Raw genomic sequence first — 15,825 nt, forward strand, 5'->3', positions numbered from 1 at the left:
ACGGGTATATTCGATGTTAAAAAACAAGCAATAAAATCTAGTAAGAATAATGCCCGTAACAAACGTTTTATTAATAACCCTGGCTGCAATTTTTGCGCTGGGGTTTGTTTTTTTTAAATATTTTCTTGGAAACAAAAATCCGGGGCAAAGCACCTATATTCTTGCGGGCTTACGGTTTTTCACCATTTTTATTTTACTGTTACTGCTTATAAACCCCGGTTTTAAGCAACTTGAACTGGAAATAGAGAAACCCGGTTTACTCATTGCAGTAGATGGGTCTTCATCCATCGCGCATTTGGAAAAGGGTGACAGTGTGCAACAAATGGCCAATGTTTTACAGGAACATCCGGAACTAAAAGAGAGGTTTAATATTCAAACGTATACATTTGGCCAGGAGATAAGGAAGGTGAACCAAAATGAAGACATTGATTTTAAGGCCTCACAAACGAATATTTCTTCAGCATTAAGAGATCTGGAACATCTTAATCGTACCAGCCAAACCGCCCTGGTTCTTCTCACAGACGGAAACCAGACATTGGGAGAGGATTATTCCTATTTTAAAAATCGCGGTAACATTGGGGTATTCCCTGTGGTGGTTGGTGATACCACCGCACAAACAGATTTTTATATTTCAAATTTAAATGTAAACCGGTATGCCTTTCTTAATAATAATTTCCCGGTAGAGACAATTGTTAATTACAGCGGAAAGCAGGAGCTGGAAACAAGATTTGAGATAAGGCAGGGTACAACGGTATTGTATTCCCGTAATATTAAATTAAGTCCTGAAAATAGTTCAGAAGTTATTTCCACTACATTACCTGCAACAAGATTAGGCAGAACGGTTTATGAAGCTGTAGTTGTTCCGGTGACGGAAGAAACCAATGTGTTGAATAATTCAAGGAAATTTGTAGTGGAAGTTATTGATGAAAGGACCTCTGTTTTGATCTTGAGTTCCATTTTGCATCCCGACCTGGGAGCGCTTAAAAAAGCTATTGAGAGTAACGAGCAACGGGAAGTAAGCATTGTTACTATTAAAGATTTTCAAATTAATAAACTATCTGATTTTCAATTAATTATAATATATCAACCAAATGATAGCTTCATCCCTGTTTTTGAGGAAATAAGGAATAATAACCATTCTTCCTGGATCATTACTGGTACGCAAACCAACTGGAATTTTCTCAATGCGGCACAGGAGAATTTTTCGCGTAATGCAAGTTCACAAACCCAGGATTTCTTTGGAACCTACAATCCTAATTATTCCGGTTTTCAGTTTGAAGATCTGGAATTTGACAAGCTACCTCCGCTGGAAGACAGGTTTGGAAATATGCAGTTTGGAGGAACTCCGTTTAGCGCTCTTTTGTATCAAAAAGTGGAGGGGGTAGATACAAAAGATCCCTTGCTCGCAGTTTTTGAAAATAATACGGCTAAACAGGCTGCCCTTTTTGGAGAGAATATATGGAAATGGCGGGCCCAAAGTTATTTAGAAACCGGAACGTTTGAGAATTTTGATAATTTTATAAGCAAACTGGTTCAGTTTTTAGCAAATACCCAAAAGAAAGAACGCTTAAGTGTAAATTTAGAACCCGTGTATCTGCAGGGGGAGAATTTACAAATTGAAGCACTTTATTTTGACCGCAATTATGTGTTTGATCCTTCGGGCCAACTGGAAATAAAACTTGAAAACCAGGAGAGTGGGGAGTTGGTTGCAGGTGCCATGCTGGCTTCGGCAAATAGATATGTATTTGAAATTGATAATCTGGTACCCGGGGAATATTCCTATGAAATAAAGGAAATAAAAAGTAGGATATTGAAACGCGGGAATTTTATCGTAATTGAAAATAATATTGAACAGCAGTTTACTTCCGCCAATATTTCAGCTATGAAAAACCTGGCAGAAAATAACGCGGCAAGCCTTTATTTTTTAAATGATCCGGAAAGTTTAATAAAGCGCCTGATGACTGAGGATGTCTACGTTTCTGTGCAAAAAAGCCGTGAAAAAACCCTACCTTTGATAAATTGGAAGATTTTGCTCTTTTTCCTTGTTCTAAGCCTTGCTGCGGAATGGTTTATGAGGAAATATTTCGGTTTAATTTAATAATCACTAAATTTCATATATGGACAAATTACCCAAGATTGGATTACCAATTTTATTCGCAGTAGTCGTTTTAATTATTTTAATAGCAAAATCAACCGTTACTATCAATTCCGGGGAAGCCGGAGTGCTTTATAAAACATTCGGGGGTGGGGTTGTAACAGATAAACCGCCATTGAGCGAGGGGTTCCATTTGGTAGCACCCTGGAACCGTGTGTTTGTATATGAGGTACGCCAACAGTCTCTGGATGAGAAAATGCAGGTGTTGTCTTCCAACGGTCTTGAAATCAATCTTGATGCTACCGTATGGTTCCAGCCTAATTACGGCGACCTGGGAAAATTACACCAGGAAAGAGGAGAAGCCTATATACAACGTGTTTTGCAGCCAGCAATACGATCGGCCGCACGTAGTGTGGTAGGTAGATACATTCCAGAGCAGTTATATGCCAGCAAAAGAGAGGCAATTCAAAAGGAGATCTTTGAGGAAACCCAGATCCTCTTAGCCAATCAATATGTACAGATAAATGAAGTATTGGTAAGAGATGTTTCACTGCCTAAATCTATAAAAGATGCGATAGAAAGAAAATTAGGACAGGAGCAGGAATCCCTGGAATATGTGTTCAGGCTGGAAAAAGCACAGCAGGAGGCCGAAAGACAGCGTATTGATGCGGAAGGTAAAGCAACTGCAAACAGAATACTTAGCGCTTCCCTTAATGACCAGATCTTAAAGGAAAAAGGAATTCAGGCAACTGTTGAACTTGCTAAATCTCCAAATGCTAAAGTAGTTGTGATAGGTAGTGGAGATGGTGGAATGCCATTGATCTTAGGCAATAATTAAGCTTAAACAAAACACAAAAAAATCTAAAGCGGTTTTTTTATTGAAAAATTAATTTAGATTTGCAGTCAACAATGAGAACAATACAACTACATCATCATCATTTTTCACTACTGCGCTCCAGCGAGGTGAATTGATATGTAGCTAAGTCAACATATTTTAAAAACCCGTTTGAGCAATCAAACGGGTTTTTTGTTTTTAAATTTTAATACTAAGGGTCAAGGGCCCATAATTAATTACCAATATTATGAATACAACCAAATTGAGGATAGCAATTCAAAAAAGCGGAAGGCTAAACGAAGATTCCCTTCAAATCCTGAAAGATGCAGGCATCTCTATTGATAACGGAAAGGAACAACTTAAAGCCTCTGCAAGGAATTTCCCTCTGGAAGTTATGTACCTTAGGAATGGCGATATTCCCCAATATTTAAGGGATGGAGTAGTAGATGTGGCAATTTTGGGGGAGAATGTCCTAATTGAAAAAGGAGAGGACATTATTACAGGGGACAAGCTGGGATTTTCCAAATGCCGGGTATCCATAGCAGTTCCAAAATCCATGCGCTACAACAGGATAGAAGACCTGCAGGGAAAAAGGATAGCCACTTCTTACCCCAACACGGTTAATGCCTTTTTAGCCGAAAAAGGAATTACGGCAGAGTTGCACATTATTAATGGGTCAGTTGAAATTGCTCCCAATATTGGGCTGGCAGATGCTATTTGTGATATTGTCTCCAGTGGGAGTACCTTGTTTAAAAATAACCTGAAAGAGGTGGAAGTGATCCTGAAGAGCGAAGCTATTCTGGCAATTTCTCCCGGAATTAATGAAGAACGAAAAGCCATACTTGAAAAACTCCAATTCAGGCTTAGATCTGTATTAAATGCCCGAACTTCAAAATATATTCTAATGAATGTTCCTAATGATAAACTGCCTGCAGTAATAAAATTGCTGCCGGGAATGCGAAGCCCCACAGTACTTCCGTTAGCTGAAGAAGGCTGGAGCTCCCTTCATACCGTTATTAAGGAAGAACGATTTTGGGAAGTGATAGACGAACTAAAACAATATGGAGCTGAGGGAATCCTGGTAGCGCCAATTGAAAAAATGGTAATGTAGAACTCAATTAGCGAGAAATGAAAAAAATAATCAATCCCGAAAAAAGAGATTGGGAAGAGATCCTTCGCAGGCCAACCCAAACCCTTGATGATATAGAAGCGACAGTTACAGAGGTTTTTTCTGAAATAAGAAAAAAGGGAGATACTGCAGTGGCAAAATACACGGCCCTTTTTGATGGAGTGAATCTTGAAAATGTAAAAGTATCTTCAGAAGAAATAAAGGAAGCAGAGCTTTTGGTTTCATCTGAATTAAAAGAGGCAATTGCACTTGCCAAGGCAAACATCGAAAAATTTCACAGGGCACAGGTTTCCCAAAGAATAAATGTTACTACCACCCCGGGAGTAGAATGTTGGCAGGAAAAAAGGCCTATAGAGAAAGTGGGATTGTATATTCCGGGTGGCACAGCACCATTATTTTCTACGATTCTTATGCTGGCAACCCCTGCAAACATTGCCGGATGTAGGGAAATTGTGCTTTGCACCCCACCAAATAAAGAAGGTAAAGTGCATCCTGCAATTTTATACACTGCTGCCTTAAGCGGGGTTACCCAAATATTTAAGATTGGCGGGATACAAGCGATTGGGGCGCTTACTTTTGGAACAGAAACGGTTCCTAAGGTATACAAGATCTTTGGCCCCGGAAACCAGTTTGTTACTGTTGCCAAACAACTTGCTACCCGCCACAATGTAGCTATAGATATGCCTGCAGGGCCTTCTGAACTTCTGGTGGTGGCCGATGATACTGCCAACGCCTCCTTTGTTGCTTCCGATCTATTGAGCCAGGCCGAACATGGCGCAGACAGTCAGGTAATTCTGGTATCAACTTCAAATACTTTTTTGGATTCCGTAGAAATTGAAATTGAGACCCAAATAAAAAACCTTCCGCGAAAAGACGTAGCCAAAAGATCGATTGAAAATTCACGGCTTATATTTGTAGAAGACGATACCACTGCCCTGGAATTAATCAATGAATATGGCCCGGAGCATTTAATAATCTGTACCCGTAATGAGGAATTCTACGTTGACGGGATTATTAACGCGGGATCTGTATTTATAGGAAATTACACCCCCGAAAGTGCGGGAGATTATGCATCGGGCACCAATCATACACTCCCTACCAATGGATACGCCAAACAATATAGCGGGGTGAACCTGGATAGTTTTTTGAAAAGTATGACCTTTCAGAAAATAAATGAAGAGGGAATAAAGGCCATTGGCCCCGCAATAGAATTAATGGCAGAGGCAGAGGGTTTACAGGCGCATAAGAATGCGGTAAGCCTGAGATTAAATGAATTGAACAAAAATTAATTATTAGTTTTTCCAGAACATAAGGAACAATATAAAATGACCACAAACTTTAAGTTACAAGATCTTGTAAGACCCAATGTGGCAAGATTAAAACCATACTCCTCTGCCCGTGATGAATTCAAATCTACCGGGGAGGACATGATTTTTCTGGATGCAAATGAAAATCCTTTTGATACAGATGTTAACCGGTATCCGGACCCGCAACAGAGAACTTTAAAATCTAAACTCGCAACTTTAAAAAATGTAGATCCGGCCGGCATATTGTTAGGAAATGGAAGTGACGAAGTTCTGGATCTGATATTCAGGGCTTTTTGCGAACCGGGAAGAGATAATGTTATTTCATTGCCCCCAACTTATGGGATGTATAAGGTACTGGCAGATATCAACAATATTGAGAACAGGGAAATATTATTGACTGCCGATTTTGAACCAGATGTAGACGCAATTCTTGAAAATACCGATACATATACCAAAATGCTGTTTTTGTGTTCTCCCAACAACCCTACAGGTAATTCCTTTAAAAGAGAAAACATTTTGAAATTGCTGAATAATTTTAAAGGGTTGTTGGTAATTGACGAAGCATATATAGATTTTGCCGAAGAGGAAAGCTGGATAAATAGTATGGAGAAATTCCCTAATCTGGTTTTAACCCAAACCCTATCCAAAGCCTATGGCCTGGCAGGTATACGTCTTGGAATCTGTTATGCCTCGCCGGAAATTATAAGTATCCTGAATAAGATCAAACCACCTTATAATGTAAATGAACTCACCCAAAAAAGGGCTCTTGCCAGACTTTCGGATATTAATTTGGTTAATAGCGAAATTTCTGGAATACTGCAGGAAAGAGATTTGCTATTTAAAGTTTTACTTGAAGTTAGCTTTGTAGAAAAAGTTTATCCCTCTCAGGCAAATTTTATACTTATAAAAGTTGATGATGCCAACAAAAGATATACGCAATTGCTGGAAAAGGGAGTAGTGCTAAGAAACCGTAGCTCACATCCGCTTTGTGAAAATACCTTGAGAATTACAGTAGGAACAAGCGAAGAAAACCGTCAACTAATTTCCATTTTAAAAGATCTTAAATAAAAATACAGGGAATCTTCCCTTATAGAAATAAATAAGTTATTATGAAGAAAGTACTTTTTATAGACCGCGACGGAACCATTATCCATGAGCCTGAAGGTTACCAGATAGATCACCTTGATAAACTAGAATTCTATCCCGGCGCGCTTTATTATTTAACCAAAATCGCGAAGGAACTGGATTATGAACTGGTAATGGTTACCAATCAGGACGGTTTAGGGACACATTCTTTTCCCGAAGACAGTTTCTGGCCTATCCAGAATTTTATAGTAAGGACATTTGCCAATGAGGGGGTAAACTTTATTGATTCTCTTATAGACCGCACCTTTGCAAAGGATAATGCCCATACCAGGAAACCGAATACGGGACTGTTGGAAGATAAATATTTGGATAAACCGGAACATTATGATCTGGCCAATTCTTATATGATAGGGGACCGACTAACTGATATGGAATTTGCCCGCAACTTTGGTGGGAAAGGAATTTTTATTGATACCCATGCGGAGTTGGGAGCCGATGAGATTGGATCTCATCCCGATGACGTGGAAAAATGCATTGTTCTAAAGACCAGTAGCTGGAAAGATATTTATGAATTTCTAAAACTGGAGGAGCGAACTGCGGAAATAACCCGAAAGACCAATGAAACCGATATTTATATAAAATTAAACCTGGACGGAACAGGCAAGTCTGAAATTTCCACCGGCATCAGCTTTTTTGACCATATGCTGGATCAAATTGCCAGGCATGGGCAAATGGACCTTGTAGTGAATGTAAAAGGAGATCTTGAGGTAGATGAGCACCATACCATTGAAGATACCGCAATAGCGCTGGGAGAGGTATTCAGCAAAGCCCTGGGAAATAAGCTGGGAATTGAACGATACGGTTTTTGCCTGCCTATGGATGATTGCCTCGCACAGGTAGCCCTTGATTTTGGGGGAAGAAACTGGCTGGTATGGGACGCCGAATTTAAGAGAGAAATGATAGGGCAAATGCCCACAGAAATGTTCTATCACTTTTTCAAATCATTTAGTGACGGGGCAAAAGCCAATATTAATATCAAAGCCGAAGGCACCAATGAACATCACAAAATTGAAGCAATTTTCAAGGCCTTTGCAAAATCTATAAAAATGGCGGTAAAAAGGGATGTTGAAAAAATGATCCTTCCTTCTACAAAAGGAATGCTATAGACATAATACATATCCTGAGGTAAACTTAAAAAGTAAAATGACAACCAAAACACATAAATTTTCCCAAACCTCGGCAAAAAGCAGATAAAATGAAAATAGCGATAATAGATTATGGTGCGGGTAATATCATGAGCATCAAATTTGCCATTCAGCGGCTGGGTTACGAGGCAGTATTAACCAGTGATGCCAGTGAAATTAAAAATGCCGATAAGGTAATATTTCCGGGAGTGGGAGAAGCAGGAAGCGCCATGAGAATGCTGCGTTCCACAGGATTAGACCTCCTGATTCCCACTTTAAAACAACCGGTGTTAGGAATTTGCCTTGGAATGCAATTAATGTGTGAATCCTCTGAAGAAGGGAATACAACCGGACTCGGAATTTTTGAAGCGAAAGTGGTGAAATTCAATAATGGGCTGAAAGTCCCCCAAATAGGCTGGAATAAGATCTACGATCTTGAATCTCCTCTTTTTGAAGGGGTAGAGGAAAATGATTATATCTACCTCGTACATAGTTATTACATTCCCGAATGCGACGAAACCATTGCAAAAACCGAATATGGAATTGAATATACTACCGCTATCAAAAAAGACAATTTTTACGGGGTACAATTTCATCCGGAGAAAAGCAGTGATGCAGGGGAGAGAATTTTAAAAAACTTTTTGGATTTATAGAATTACCAAGTAGTAATAAACAAAAGAAAATATGAGAATAATACCTGCCATAGATATTATAGACGGGAAATGTGTAAGGCTCTCAAAAGGAGATTATAACACAAAAAAAATATATAATGAAAATCCCCTGGAAGTGGCAAAGGAATTTGAAGCTCACGGGATCAAGTATTTACACCTTGTAGATCTGGACGGGGCAAAATCACAGCATATAGTCAATCATAAAGTTCTTGAAAAGATCGCTTCTCAAACCGGCTTATCAATTGATTTTGGCGGCGGATTGAAAACTGAAAAGGACCTTGAAATAGCCTTTGAAAGTGGTGCCAAACAAATAACCGGGGGAAGTATTGCGGTGAAAAATAAGGATATGTTCAAATCCTGGCTTAAAAAATACGGGAGTGATAAGATCATCCTGGGAGCCGATGCACAGAATGAAAAGGTAGCTATAAGCGGCTGGCTGGAAGAATCACGGGAAGATCTAATTCCTTTTATTAAAGAGTTCCAAACTGAAGGGGTTAAATACGTGATTTGTACAGATATTTCAAAGGACGGAATGCTGGAAGGCCCTTCTTTTGAGCTTTATAAAAGAATCCTGATGGAAACTGGCGCCGAGGGAAATATTATCAATCTTATAGCTTCGGGAGGGATCTCTACTTTTAATGAACTTCCGGCACTCGCTGAAATGGGATGCGAGGGAACCATTATTGGCAAAGCTATTTATGAGGGAAGGATAAGCCTGAAACAACTGGAATATTATATTTTGAATACCCCACAATCTTCCCGGAATTGAAATTAACTCAAAGGTAGAAGAAAGCAAATAATAAAGAATATGCTTACAAAAAGAATAATTCCCTGCCTGGATATTAAAAATGGGCGTACGGTAAAAGGAGTGAATTTCATTGACCTTAGGGACGCAGGGGATCCTGTAGAACTGGCCGAATTTTATGCAGGAACCGGAGCAGATGAACTGGTCTTCCTGGATATTTCGGCCACAGAGGAGGGCAGGAGGACTCTTGCAGATCTGGTGCTTAGAGTTGCCGAAAAAGTGAACATTCCCTTCACGGTGGGGGGTGGTATTTCCTCGATAGAAGATGTGGATATCCTCCTGCAAAATGGAGCCGACAAGGTTTCGATAAATTCTTCAGCAGTAAAAAATCCGCAGTTGATCAATGATCTGGCGGCCAAGTTTGGAAGCCAGTGTATTACGGTGGCCATCGATGCCAAAGAAATTAACGGGGAGTGGCTTGTTCACCTGGTGGGAGGAAAAGTTCCTACGTCCCTTAATTTGTTTGAATGGGCCAAAGAAGTTGAAAGAAGAGGAGCGGGGGAAATTCTTTTTACCTCTATGAACAATGACGGGACAAAAGAAGGATTTGCAAATGAGGCGTTGGCCCGTCTCTCTACTGAGCTGAATATACCAATAATTGCTTCCGGGGGTGCGGGGAATATGCAGCATTTTTGTGATGCCTTTACGCGGGGAAAAGCTGATGCGGCATTGGCAGCCAGTGTTTTTCATTTTAAAGAAATAGACATCCGGGAGCTCAAGGAAGAACTGGATTCCCGGGGAGTACCTGTGAGAAAGATTAAATAAAATCAGCAAGCCTGCATTTGGGCACAATAAATAAAAATATGGAAATTGATTTCAATAAAAATGGCGACGGCCTTGTACCGGCAATAATCCAGGACAATATTACCAAAAAGGTTTTGATGCTGGGCTATATGAATGAGGAGGCTTTTTTAAAAACGAATGAAACCGGCAAAGTGACTTTTTTCAGCAGAACAAAGAACCGTTTATGGACAAAAGGAGAGGAGAGCGGGAATTTTCTGCATTTGGTAAGTATTCTGAATGATTGTGATAATGATACCTTATTGATAAATGTAAACCCAACGGGGCCCACCTGTCACAAAGGGACTGATACCTGCTGGGGAGAAGAGAATAATTCCGGGTTCGGGTTTCTCTCAAAACTGGAGGGAATCATTGGAGACCGTAAAAAATCAAGTGAAGTATCTCCCGAGTTACGGCAAGGGGATACCAGTTATATTGTTTCCTTATTTGATGCCGGAATTAATAAGATCGCACAAAAAGTGGGGGAAGAAGCAGTAGAAACGGTGATTGAGGCCAAGGATGAAAACAACGAGCTTTTTTTAAGTGAAAGTGCCGATCTTCTTTTTCATTACCTCATTTTGCTTCAGGCAAAAGGTTTCACTCTTAAAGATATTGAAAGGGTGCTGCAGGCAAGACATTAAAAAGGAGGTTGTTTCAAATTCTTCTGAAACAACCTCTTATCTTATTTATAATTATTTGCGGCATAGGTAGCAACATCCTGGTCGTTTTCCACACTGCTGCCTGAAACTCCAATTGCTCCAATAACCTCCCCGCTACTGTCCTTAATCAATACACCGCCGGGAAAAGTAATCAATCCCATATTGGAATGTTCTATATTGAACAAAGCCTCTCCCGGTTGAGAAAGCTTACCAAGTTCGCCCGTTTCCATATTGAAAAACCTCGCGGTCTTGGCCTTTTTAATAGCAATATCAATTGATCCCAGCCAGGCATTGTCCATTCTTGTAAAGGCCGTTAAATTCGCGCCTGCATCTACTACGGCAATATTCATTTTTAATCCTAATTCACTGGATTTGGTAAGGGCTGCCTCAATGGCGTTTTGGGCCTGCTTCAAAGTAATATTCATAGCATTTATATTTTTTCAGGAAAGCTACAAAATACCTTTAATCACCGGGAAAGGTTTAAGAGGATTATAACAGAATGCTGCCTAGTTGTGATCCCATTTCCCCAATTTTCCCTGTTGGAAGTCCTGATATGCCTGGTCTATTTCCTCCATAGTATTCATTACGAAGGGGCCTCGTGCAACAACGGGTTCATTAAAAGGTTTTGCATGACCAAGAAGCAAAGTACTGTCTGCCAAAGCAATTATTTCCAAAGCTTCTTCATTATTTTCAAATTCTACCAGATGAAGTGATTTTCCAGAAGTACCGTTGACCAGGAGTTCCCCTTTGATCACATAAAAAAAGATGTTATGGTCAAGCGGAATTTTTAATTCCAGTTTCCCTGTGTCCTTGAAATTAATTGTTGAAAGATTGATTTCGGTAAGGGTTTCGAAGGCACCCATGGTCCCGGACAGTTCTCCTGAAATAACACGTGCGGTTACCTTACCTTCATCAAAGGTTATGGTTGGAATGTGGTCCTGTTGAAGACCTTTATATTTTGGTGCAGTCATTTTTAACCTGGCGGGAAGATTCAGCCATAGTTGGAGGATCTCCAGGTCGCCACCAAATTTTTTAAAATCATCTGAAGAAATTTCAGCGTGCATGAGTCCGCTTCCGGCGGTCATCCATTGCACGCCACCGCTGTATATTACACTTTCATTCCCGCCGGAATCTTTATGTGAAATATCCCCATCAAGAATAAATGTCACCGTTTCCATTCCGCGATGCGGATGCGGGCCAAAGGGTAGGCCGTTATTGTTGGGGCCATAGGTTTGAGGCCCGTGATGATTAAGGAAAAGAAAGGGGTCTATCATTTGCAAATCCCGTGTGGGCATAGGGGAGTAGGTTACAAGATCGGCTATTGGGCGGTATTCCGCTTTATGAATGTTTTTAATGGTTCGCATCTAATGGCAGTTTTCTTTACAAGGTAAAAAATATTAAAATGTTTTCAAGGCCTTAGGCCAGAGAAAAAGCTTTTAATATTAATTAAAAAACTACTCTAAAAAATAGATCCAGAGAGGCAAAAATTATTTTTCAGCATCCAGATTTTCAATTGGTTTTTTAGCTAATTTTAATAGGGTGCGAATGAATTAAAACAGATCTTAAAATTAATGAACAACAAAAGCATTTTGGTTTAAATGGTTAAGGCCCAACATTTTTACGAAAGTTATTTTCACAGGTTAAAGCTATGGATAACTACCTTTTTTTTATTTGTATGTTCCGCGGGGTTTTCCCAAAACAGTCAATTGGATGTAGGCTTAAGATTTCAGAAAACTGTTAATCTTTATTATGAAAACGGTTTTACAGTTCAATATACCAATAGTCACTTACTCTCTCAACGATTATATTTTGGAGTATCCTATGTAACCAGCAGGCTGGGAAGTGCTATGGGAACAAATGCTATAAAACAGGACAACATTTTTATTTCAACCACCTATATGTTTAGACCGGCAAGAAGCCTTAAGCCGTTTATAAGATTAAATACCGGCTACTTTTTTGCAGATTATGAAGAACCGATTTTTGATGTTTTACCAAATTCATCTTTTTTACTTTCCCCCGAAGCCGGCCTCGCCCTTAGTTTTAATAATCCCCTGAAACTAAATTTATCCCTGGGTTATAACCTTATAACAGGGGACGGTGTTGATGGAGCCGGAACATTATTTCCGGTATTTATACAAACCGGAGTAACCTGGAACTTATTCTCAAATAATAAAGATGATGAAAAAGGTCTTTAGCTGTATTTTGATCTTAATAGTAATAACAGGTTGTTCCAAAGATCCTGATATTACCAATGATATGTTGGACGGGGATTTAATATTTGATCCTTCGCTATACAATCCTCAGGATTTTCTGGTTTCTTATGCCATTCCCAATCCTACCCCAGAACAGGCTCTTATGCCGGTAATTATTACAAGTCACGGCTATACAGCGACAACCTTCGAGTGGAATGAATTTGTGCAATTTGCAGATTCCAAAGATGTCCTGGTGTCACAAGTATTATTGAACGGCCATGGCAGGTCTTATAATGATTTTCAAAATTCAACCTGGCGAGATTGGCAACGTTCCCTGATTGATGAATATGAGCGGTTGGTTCAACAAGGCTATCAAAATATTCATTTTCTGGGATCTTCTACGAGTGGTGCACTTCTGATGGAATTGATTGCAGCCGGTTATTTTAAAGACCGGGTGACACCCGGGCAATTTTTATTGGTAGACCCCATAGTAATTCCCTCCAATAAAAGCTTGTCCTTAATCCATGTTTTTGGACCTATGATGGGGTTTTTGGAGGAAGATCAAACCGCAGAAGAGGACAAAGTTTATTACCATTTCAGGCCGCAGGAAACCCTTCGAGAACTACAGAATTTACTTAACAAGGTTCGCAAGGAACTGGAAAAAGGAGTGGTATTGCCCCAGGGCAGTTCCCTGAAGGTTTATAAATCTATTCAAGACCCTACAGCAGATCCTGTAAGCGCAGTTCTTATTTACAAAGGATTAAAATTGGCTGATGGCAGGCCTGTAGACGTGGAAATGGTTGAATCTGGATTACATGTATTTACACGTCTTGAATTGAGAGACCCTACGAATACGGATAGGTTAAATCAATTGGCGGCATTCAATGATATTATATCACGGGTTTTAAATAATTGATAATTTGTTAGTCCTTATTCCTTACAAAGATTAGTTTAAAACGCCCCCTTTGGTTATCTCGTGATTCAATTTCAAATTTATTAATGGCATTGATCATAGGTGTGAGTTTTTGGAAACCATAATTCCTCGAATCAAAATTGGGCTGTTTTTTTTGAAGCAAGCTTCCCACATCTCCCAGGAAAGCCCAGCCATCTTCATCGGCCACATCAGAAATTGTGCTGGCTATTAATTTTATAACTTTAGGAGTGATCTTATCAAATTCATCCTTTTTAGAAGATTTGCCTTTAGAAGTTTCCATTTCTGTCTCCCGGGTCCCGGCTTTCAGGATCTCTATATAAATGAACCTGTCGCAGGCAACAATAAAGGGTTCAGGGGTTTTCTTTTCTCCAATTCCAATTACATTTTTTCCCGCTTCCCGCAATCGGGTTGCCAGTCTTGTAAAGTCACTATCACTGGAAACAAGGCAAAAACCATCTACCCTGTCTGAATACAAAATATCCATGGCATCAATGATCATTGCAGAATCTGTAGCGTTTTTACCCTGGGTATATCCATATTGCTGAATAGGATTTATAGCATTCTCCAGCAATACAGCCTTCCATTTTGCAAGATGAGGTTTGGTCCAGTCGCCATAGATGCGTTTAATTGTTGGATTGCCATATTTGGCGATCTCTTCCATCATTTCTTTTATATAAGCTGATGGGATGTTATCTCCATCTATAAGCACAGCCAGTTTATTTTCCATAGGAATTCAATAATTTTTTTAAAGGTAAATTTTTTTAATGATAAAAGGCGGCAATTTTGCCGCCTTTGGATTAATGCAGGGTATTAACCCGGTATTAGTTATATCGGAATAAGGCATTCATTTTTGAGGTTTTCTCTGGCATATTTTCTGTGTCTACCAGGAATACAGAGCCACCCTGTTCAATAACCTTTTTCGCGGCAAGATTCATCAGGGAAGTATTATCCTCGGTTTTGTTATCCTGAATTTCAACAGCCATATTCTCTTCATCAAACTTCCCGAAAATATCTTCGCGTTCCTGAAGAAACAGGGTGTCAACTTTTCCTTCATATATGGAAGGAAGAATATCTGTTACCTTAACAGAGGTTTTATCCCTGGATAATTCCCTGAACTGTTTTGTTTTTTCAGTGCGGTCTTTTTCCAGATGAGGTTGAATAAGTTTCATGGCCTTGGCGTGCAATTCCTGCATGTTTTTGTTATCTGCAGGATTTCCCGGTACGCTCTCAGGATAAAGATGATTAAATGTGTTTGCCTCTTTATAAATTGGAAATAAAGAATCTTCACAAGACACCACCAATGGAACAGTTTCATCGTGGATGATCTTGTCTATTCCCTGGTCTACAGCCCTGAAAAATCTAAAAATTTCATCTTTTCTCTCCCTGTCTGCCCCGGCGTGTCCATGCATATTAGTTTGACCGCCACCGGCTCCCTGGGAATTGAATTGCAGGGATTTTTCCTCAAAATCAAAACCTACTCTTTCTTCCAATCTGGAAGGAGTAATATCGTCAACATCAACTTTTATTATACTGTAATTGGTCGCTTCATAAAGTGCTACATGTTTAAGCTGGATTTCAAGAATATAAAATCTGCCTTTTCCATTAAACATAGGCACCAGGGGAGTGAGATAAAATTCTTTTCCTATATATTCAAATTCTTCAAAATTTAATGGGAAGGTGTAGTATTCAAACACATTTTCAGATACGAACAAAGCAAATCCATCTGACTGGTGACGCCAGAAATCACTATTATCTATTAACTTTAAGACAGGCCCGGCCATATTTTCAATTTTATCCTTTGACACTCCTTTCTCCTCCAACCTGGTTTTAACTTCTTTCCACTTTGATTTAAGGTGTCTTTGGTTTTTGCCTTCCAAAACATCTTTCCCACCTCTTTGAGTTGGAATATATATTGAAACGCAAACATCATTGTTAAATAATGCTAAACTGGTAAAATCCTCTTTACTTATTATTGACATAATAAAATACTTTTAAGTAAAAAAACGCATTGGGAATCAATAGATTACACGGCGGTTTTCACTGGTTTATAATAATGAAAAGATAAGCCGATTTCGTATAAAATCAAAGAGAGACAGGGTTGAAGACTGCTAAATGTTTCCTAATAAGTGTTACAAAAACCTCTATAAA

Annotated in this window: 16 protein-coding genes; 12 read left to right on the forward strand and 4 right to left on the reverse strand. The window is 39.4% G+C overall.

Annotated elements, in window-relative coordinates; translation table 11 throughout:
• The first annotated feature begins 49 nt into the window (after positions 1–49).
• The 10 genes from FK178_RS03690 to hisIE all read left to right on the forward strand — a co-directional run bounded on the left by FK178_RS03690 (position 50) and on the right by hisIE (position 10,533).
• A complete protein-coding gene (locus FK178_RS03690; RefSeq protein WP_146831107.1) occupies positions 50–2,098 on the forward strand; it encodes a VWA domain-containing protein in 2,049 nt (682 codons plus the stop codon).
• A gap of 19 nt (positions 2,099–2,117) precedes the next feature.
• Positions 2,118–2,933, forward strand: coding sequence for a prohibitin family protein (locus tag FK178_RS03695; RefSeq protein ID WP_146831109.1), 816 nt, complete (start codon positions 2,118–2,120; stop codon positions 2,931–2,933).
• 244 nt (positions 2,934–3,177) lie between these two features.
• The gene (gene hisG, locus FK178_RS03700; protein ID WP_146831111.1) at positions 3,178–4,041 is read left to right on the forward strand and encodes an ATP phosphoribosyltransferase; all 864 of its coding nucleotides are present in this window, start codon (positions 3,178–3,180) and stop codon (positions 4,039–4,041) included.
• Positions 4,042–4,058: 17 nt separating this feature from the next.
• Entirely contained in the window at positions 4,059–5,348 is a 1,290-nt protein-coding gene (hisD, locus tag FK178_RS03705; protein WP_146831113.1) for a histidinol dehydrogenase, read from the forward strand.
• A gap of 36 nt (positions 5,349–5,384) precedes the next feature.
• Complete coding sequence (gene hisC, locus FK178_RS03710; RefSeq protein WP_146831115.1) at positions 5,385–6,434, forward strand: histidinol-phosphate transaminase; 1,050 nt, start codon at positions 5,385–5,387, stop codon at positions 6,432–6,434.
• A 41-nt stretch (positions 6,435–6,475) separates the two neighbouring features.
• Positions 6,476–7,618, forward strand: a complete 1,143-nt coding sequence (gene hisB / locus FK178_RS03715) for a bifunctional histidinol-phosphatase/imidazoleglycerol-phosphate dehydratase HisB (RefSeq protein WP_146831117.1) — start codon at positions 6,476–6,478, stop codon at positions 7,616–7,618.
• An 89-nt stretch (positions 7,619–7,707) separates the two neighbouring features.
• Positions 7,708–8,289 (forward strand): imidazole glycerol phosphate synthase subunit HisH, encoded by a 582-nt coding sequence (gene hisH, locus FK178_RS03720; protein ID WP_146831119.1) that lies wholly within the window; start codon positions 7,708–7,710, stop codon positions 8,287–8,289.
• Positions 8,290–8,320: 31 nt separating this feature from the next.
• Positions 8,321–9,076, forward strand: a complete 756-nt coding sequence (gene hisA / locus FK178_RS03725) for a 1-(5-phosphoribosyl)-5-[(5-phosphoribosylamino)methylideneamino]imidazole-4-carboxamide isomerase (RefSeq protein WP_146831121.1) — start codon at positions 8,321–8,323, stop codon at positions 9,074–9,076.
• A gap of 39 nt (positions 9,077–9,115) precedes the next feature.
• Entirely contained in the window at positions 9,116–9,877 is a 762-nt protein-coding gene (gene hisF, locus FK178_RS03730) for an imidazole glycerol phosphate synthase subunit HisF (RefSeq protein WP_146831123.1), read from the forward strand.
• Between the two features lie 38 nt (positions 9,878–9,915).
• Positions 9,916–10,533: a bifunctional phosphoribosyl-AMP cyclohydrolase/phosphoribosyl-ATP diphosphatase HisIE gene (gene hisIE, locus FK178_RS03735; RefSeq protein ID WP_146831125.1), complete on the forward strand. Its 618-nt coding sequence runs from the start codon at positions 9,916–9,918 to the stop codon at positions 10,531–10,533.
• Between the two features lie 41 nt (positions 10,534–10,574).
• Here the strand turns inward: hisIE and FK178_RS03740 are convergent, their stop codons facing one another.
• Both FK178_RS03740 and FK178_RS03745 read right to left on the reverse strand, forming a co-directional pair.
• Positions 10,575–10,976 (reverse strand): GlcG/HbpS family heme-binding protein, encoded by a 402-nt coding sequence (locus FK178_RS03740; protein ID WP_146831127.1) that lies wholly within the window; start codon positions 10,974–10,976, stop codon positions 10,575–10,577.
• Positions 10,977–11,057: 81 nt separating this feature from the next.
• On the reverse strand, positions 11,058–11,915 hold the full coding sequence (locus tag FK178_RS03745) for a pirin family protein (RefSeq protein ID WP_146831129.1): 858 nt from the start codon (positions 11,913–11,915) through the stop codon (positions 11,058–11,060).
• Between the two features lie 342 nt (positions 11,916–12,257).
• Here FK178_RS03745 and FK178_RS03750 point away from each other — a divergent pair, with 342 nt between their 5' ends.
• Both FK178_RS03750 and FK178_RS03755 read left to right on the forward strand, forming a co-directional pair.
• The gene (locus tag FK178_RS03750; protein ID WP_146831131.1) at positions 12,258–12,746 is read left to right on the forward strand and encodes a hypothetical protein; all 489 of its coding nucleotides are present in this window, start codon (positions 12,258–12,260) and stop codon (positions 12,744–12,746) included.
• On the forward strand, positions 12,727–13,659 hold the full coding sequence (locus FK178_RS03755; protein WP_205677211.1) for an alpha/beta hydrolase: 933 nt from the start codon (positions 12,727–12,729) through the stop codon (positions 13,657–13,659). Before FK178_RS03750 ends, FK178_RS03755 begins: the two co-directional genes overlap by 20 nt.
• A gap of 7 nt (positions 13,660–13,666) precedes the next feature.
• On the opposite strand, the gene FK178_RS03760 is transcribed toward FK178_RS03755, so the two are convergent.
• Both FK178_RS03760 and FK178_RS03765 read right to left on the reverse strand, forming a co-directional pair.
• On the reverse strand, positions 13,667–14,404 hold the full coding sequence (locus tag FK178_RS03760) for an NYN domain-containing protein (protein WP_146831133.1): 738 nt from the start codon (positions 14,402–14,404) through the stop codon (positions 13,667–13,669).
• A 94-nt stretch (positions 14,405–14,498) separates the two neighbouring features.
• The gene (locus FK178_RS03765) at positions 14,499–15,656 is read right to left on the reverse strand and encodes a baeRF7 domain-containing protein (RefSeq protein WP_146831135.1); all 1,158 of its coding nucleotides are present in this window, start codon (positions 15,654–15,656) and stop codon (positions 14,499–14,501) included.
• Positions 15,657–15,825 lie beyond the last annotated feature (169 nt).

This window comes from Antarcticibacterium arcticum (genome assembly GCF_007993795.1).
Classification (GTDB): Bacteria; Bacteroidota; Bacteroidia; order Flavobacteriales; family Flavobacteriaceae; genus Gillisia; species Gillisia arctica.